The organism is Bradyrhizobium sp. Leo114 (assembly GCF_055229415.2).
This window is the reverse complement of sequence record NZ_JBUYEN020000175.1, coordinates 1-1,053: the sequence shown is the minus strand read 5'-3', so window position 1 is coordinate 1,053 and position 1,053 is coordinate 1. Positions and strand designations below refer to the sequence as shown.

The following is a 1,053-nucleotide window of genomic DNA, read 5'->3' as shown; positions in this document are numbered from 1 at the left end:
TGAGCGACTATCTGGGTTGTCAAGTTGCATTGGCGTAAGCGGCGCGCGCATCGCGTGCTTTGGCGTTGAGACGGACCAGGAGCTTACGGGCGAGTGCAATGCGAATGACCATTTTTTCCTTTCCGGCAGCGACCAGCCTGGCGCGGAAGTCGGCGAGGCTTTTGTCGTAACGGGCGACGGTGGCCGCGACGAGGAAGAGGATCGAGCGGACACCGGCGCGGCCGCCGCGTGTGGGCCGTTTGCCCTTTCGCTTACCGCTGTCATTGGCGATTGGGGCGAGGCCGGCCAGCTTGGCAATGGCTTTGTTGGATAGGGTGCCGATCTCCGGCAGCTCGGCATGCAGGCGGGCAACGGTTCGTCCGGCGACCCCCTTCACCTCGCGCCACGTCTCGGCGAGCTTTGCCCACAGCGGATCGTCGTCAATCATGGAGGCGATCTCGCCTTCGAGGGTGCGGGACTGGCGCTTCAGCAGGCCGATCACCTCGTCAATGCTGGCCTGCATCTCGGCATTGTCGAGCATGCTGGCGCGGCGCTGCTTCTGGACCGTCAGGTCGTCGGTGACCTGCCTGAGCCTTGCGACCAGGGCCTTCAGGCGCTGCTGGGCCTGGCTCGGCAGCGGGGTCGGAGCCAGGTCCTTGGCGTCGGCGAAGCGGGCGATCACCGAGCAATCGATCCGGTCGGTCTTCTCCAGAATGCCCATCGCCTCGGCGTAGCGGCGGACGCTGCGAGGATTGGTCAGTCCACAGCTGATACCGTGTGCCCACAGCCCGAGGAACGCCCGGCGCTCGTAACCGCCGCTGGCCTCCATCACCACCAGCTCTACCGCGTGTTCACGGCAGAATGCCGCCAGTTCGGTAATGCCTGCGGTGTCGTTATTGAAGCGCGCAAACCGATGCCCGGGCTCGATGCAGACATCGAGCGTGGCCTTCGAAACGTCCACTCCACAAATCGTCTTCTTCACGGTAACCTGCCTTGTCCATGCGATCGGAACTCAAGCGACTGTTCGGTCGTGCGTGACATGGCGAAGATCCCAAAGCTCATCCACGGTTGTGG

At 63.8% G+C, this 1,053-nt stretch carries 1 protein-coding gene; it reads right to left on the bottom strand.

What is annotated here, in order from left to right; translation table 11 throughout:
• Nucleotides 1-19: 19 nt before the first annotated feature.
• The gene (locus ACZIRK_RS45240; RefSeq protein ID WP_474419841.1) at nucleotides 20-961 is read right to left on the bottom strand and encodes an IS110 family RNA-guided transposase; all 942 of its coding nucleotides are present in this window, start codon (nucleotides 959-961) and stop codon (nucleotides 20-22) included.
• Nucleotides 962-1,053 lie beyond the last annotated feature (92 nt).